We start from the raw sequence: 2,673 nt of genomic DNA, 5'->3' as shown, positions 1-2,673 counted from the left end.
ATTTTAGTACTAATACTAAAATAACAATTCCGTCTGAATTGTTAATGCCGATCCGAGCATTCGGACACTGCAGGACGGTATACCACAACACGGACGCGCGGGTATTTGGCTCTGCAAAGATTTGTGAGCCGTATCATCCAGGGGTCAAATAACAAAAACACCCACCGGCTACGTCCGGTGAGCTAACTGTTATGCAAACAGCCCTGTGTCTATACTGCCGTAGTGCTCTGCGGCCTCAAAAATACGCCGGGCTTTTTTGCCCTTGGATTGCACGAATTTTATAAATGGCATCCTGGTTTTACCGCTATCCAGCCACTCTTTAAATACGTCAACTGGTGCGCCGGTTACTTCCCCCACCCGCCATCCAGCAGTGAAATTCCGCTTGTAGGCATCAGTGGCCTGCTTCTTGCTGCGATACCCCAGCATAACCTTGTGCTCGTCAAATCGGCCTGTTTTCTGGTCTATTTGATCCACCACATACACCATATCGCTGTTGTTGGCCTTGCCCACATAAACATCCACATGATCACCATCGGCACCCTCGCTGCCATTGATATAACCATAATGGTCACTCATGGCGATAGACCACTCCTTGCCATCGGGATCAGTGCCAGAACGGGTAGATCCGCGCGGATTCTCGATACTGATTCTAAGGCCATACAAGCTGATATGGCCTTTGCGGTAGTTGCCAGACTCATACTGCGCCTGCGAAGGATCCGGCAAGCTGTTTGTGGGGCTGGTGGCGGCTTTGTTTGCTGCATCATCAATGGCTGACTCAAACAAACTACCAGGCTGCGGATTGGGTGTTCCTATGGAAAACTTACCTTCACCATATTCCTTTTCAATGGCATTGTTTGCCGCCAAAACGACATCGGCCATTGAAACCGTGCGCTCGCCAAACATATCAAAGCTGCTACCATGCTCAAGTTCGCGCCGGACAAATTGCGCCATTGCTTTAAATGCAACGCCGAGTCTTTTTGATGAGCGGTTATTCTGAGCGATAAAAACAGCCATTGCAGCAACACCTGGATCAATATCACCAAACAGTCCCATCTGGCTAACGTACTCTGCAACACCCATGTTTTCGCGCTTGGCCTGCCTTACAATATTTGCAGCATCAATCAGGGTTCTGACAGCCTCGTTATCAAGTGATAGGCCTATCGAGTCAGCAAGCTGACTGGATGCCTCCTGTGCGCCGTTTTCGTTTGATTCGCGAGCAAGGATAAATTCAGGTGCAGCAGCGGCCAAAGCCTTCACTAGATTAGCATTTTCAGGCTTGGCAGTATCAGCCATCAGCTCAAGTAGTCGCTCATCTTCATACGCCTTGGCAAAAACAGCTGCCTGTATCCTTGCGATCAGCGTACCTGTAGGCTCGCCGCTTTTTGTCGAGTATTGCGCAGCCTCGGCATCACCAAGGCTTTGCAGAAAGCCCATTATAAAAGGCCTGTTTGCAGCCACCAGTAGGTCGCCATCTTCACCTGGGCTGAACCGGCTCATCAGATCAGGTGTCAGCCTTCCAGCGTCAGCTTTGGCTTTTTCAGTTGCAGTCATTGCCAGTTTGTCATCTTGATTCGCCTCTACAGCAAACTCTTTGCGATTGATCTTGCTGGTTCTGACGCGCACCAGAACAGGCTGGCTCATTGCACGGATCTTTTCAGCAGTAAAGCCGTACATCTCTGCATCTTCAATCAGCCAATTTCGGTATTCTTCTGCTGCACCAATGCGGTAGGCTTCCATTATTGCAAGTGTTCGACCATTGCCTGATTCGACAATGCGATCAGATCCAATGATAGGCGCTCCAGAGTCAGCTTTTTTGGTTCTTCCGAGCAGTCCGGGGTCAAGGTCTTTCGCCGTTTTCTGTATCCATGCTTTTGATGAATCACGACTGCGGTCACGCGGCTGTAGCTCTTGAGGAAAATCAGGGTTAATACTTCCATCAGCAGTGTGACTAGCAATCAGGTCTGTGGCTTCAGCAACAGAAAATCGTGTATCAATCTTTGTGCCTTTGGCTGTACGAACCTGACTCTCCCTGCCTTCCGGCAAGAATGAACCGGCCATGTAGCCGGTCACTTCACTGATACTTGTCGCCGTGCCAATCATGGCTATGGCCTTGGTCACATCCATTACGCTGCCTCCAGTTTTTCCCGATTGAACTCAAGGTACTGAATGGCCGCTTGCTTGGCCTTGCCGAGGTCTTCTTCATCAGAGTAGGCCGACTCAAGGCGCTTGATGAAGTCTGGAATTGCAAGGCTGTTCAGTTCACCGGACAGCAGGGGCGTAAACGGTGAGTCGGATGCGACCTGCGCCTGCCGACTCTGATCACCAGCAATACTGCCACCTCTCAGCTTTGCCATCGCATCACGCAGCAGTTTCTGGGCTTCGCGCTTTTGCTTGAACGACAGCTGACCGCCCCGGAGGGCAGCCTTTTGTTCTGTAGCGGTTTTCTGTAATGCGCGTTTTTCTCTGAATGACAAATTAGGCATTTTCATCCTCCTGCTCAATAAGATCAGTCAGGCGGTCTGCCACTTGGTTCAGCAGACCATCCAGCTCGTCCATTGCACCGGCTTTTTCTGCGCGGGCAGCCAGCGAATCAAGCTGCTGGTCGATCACATCAGCATCGGTTTCATTCAGCAAAGCTTGCAGCTCCTGCGCAATGGCTTCTGATTCGGAGGG

3 protein-coding genes are annotated in these 2,673 nt (G+C 50.7%); all 3 read right to left on the bottom strand.

The window, feature by feature from the left end:
- Positions 1 to 189 precede the first annotated feature (189 nt).
- Positions 190 to 2,124 carry a hypothetical protein gene (locus tag IBX50_RS19455; RefSeq protein WP_292258054.1) on the bottom strand — a complete coding sequence of 645 codons (1,935 nt, stop codon included), beginning with the start codon at positions 2,122 to 2,124 and terminating at the stop codon, positions 190 to 192.
- On the bottom strand, positions 2,124 to 2,483 hold the full coding sequence (locus IBX50_RS19450) for a hypothetical protein (protein WP_292258053.1): 360 nt from the start codon (positions 2,481 to 2,483) through the stop codon (positions 2,124 to 2,126). The genes IBX50_RS19455 and IBX50_RS19450 overlap by 1 nt, the downstream gene beginning before the upstream one ends.
- Positions 2,476 to 2,673, bottom strand: a 198-nt coding sequence (locus IBX50_RS19445; protein WP_292258052.1) for a hypothetical protein, incomplete at its 5' end; no start/stop codon positions are given. The genes IBX50_RS19445 and IBX50_RS19450, both read right to left, overlap by 8 nt.

Source organism: Marinospirillum sp. (assembly GCF_014859565.1).
Note: the sequence above shows the minus strand (reverse complement) of the source record. Positions and strands in the feature narration are given on the sequence as shown.

Excerpts from the sequence above, each read along its gene's own strand:
- IBX50_RS19455 (WP_292258054.1), bottom strand. The coding sequence starts at position 2,124 with ATGGATGTGACCAAGGCCATAGCCATGATTGGCACGGCGACAAGTATC.
- IBX50_RS19450 (WP_292258053.1), bottom strand. The coding sequence starts at position 2,483 with ATGCCTAATTTGTCATTCAGAGAAAAACGCGCATTACAGAAAACCGCT.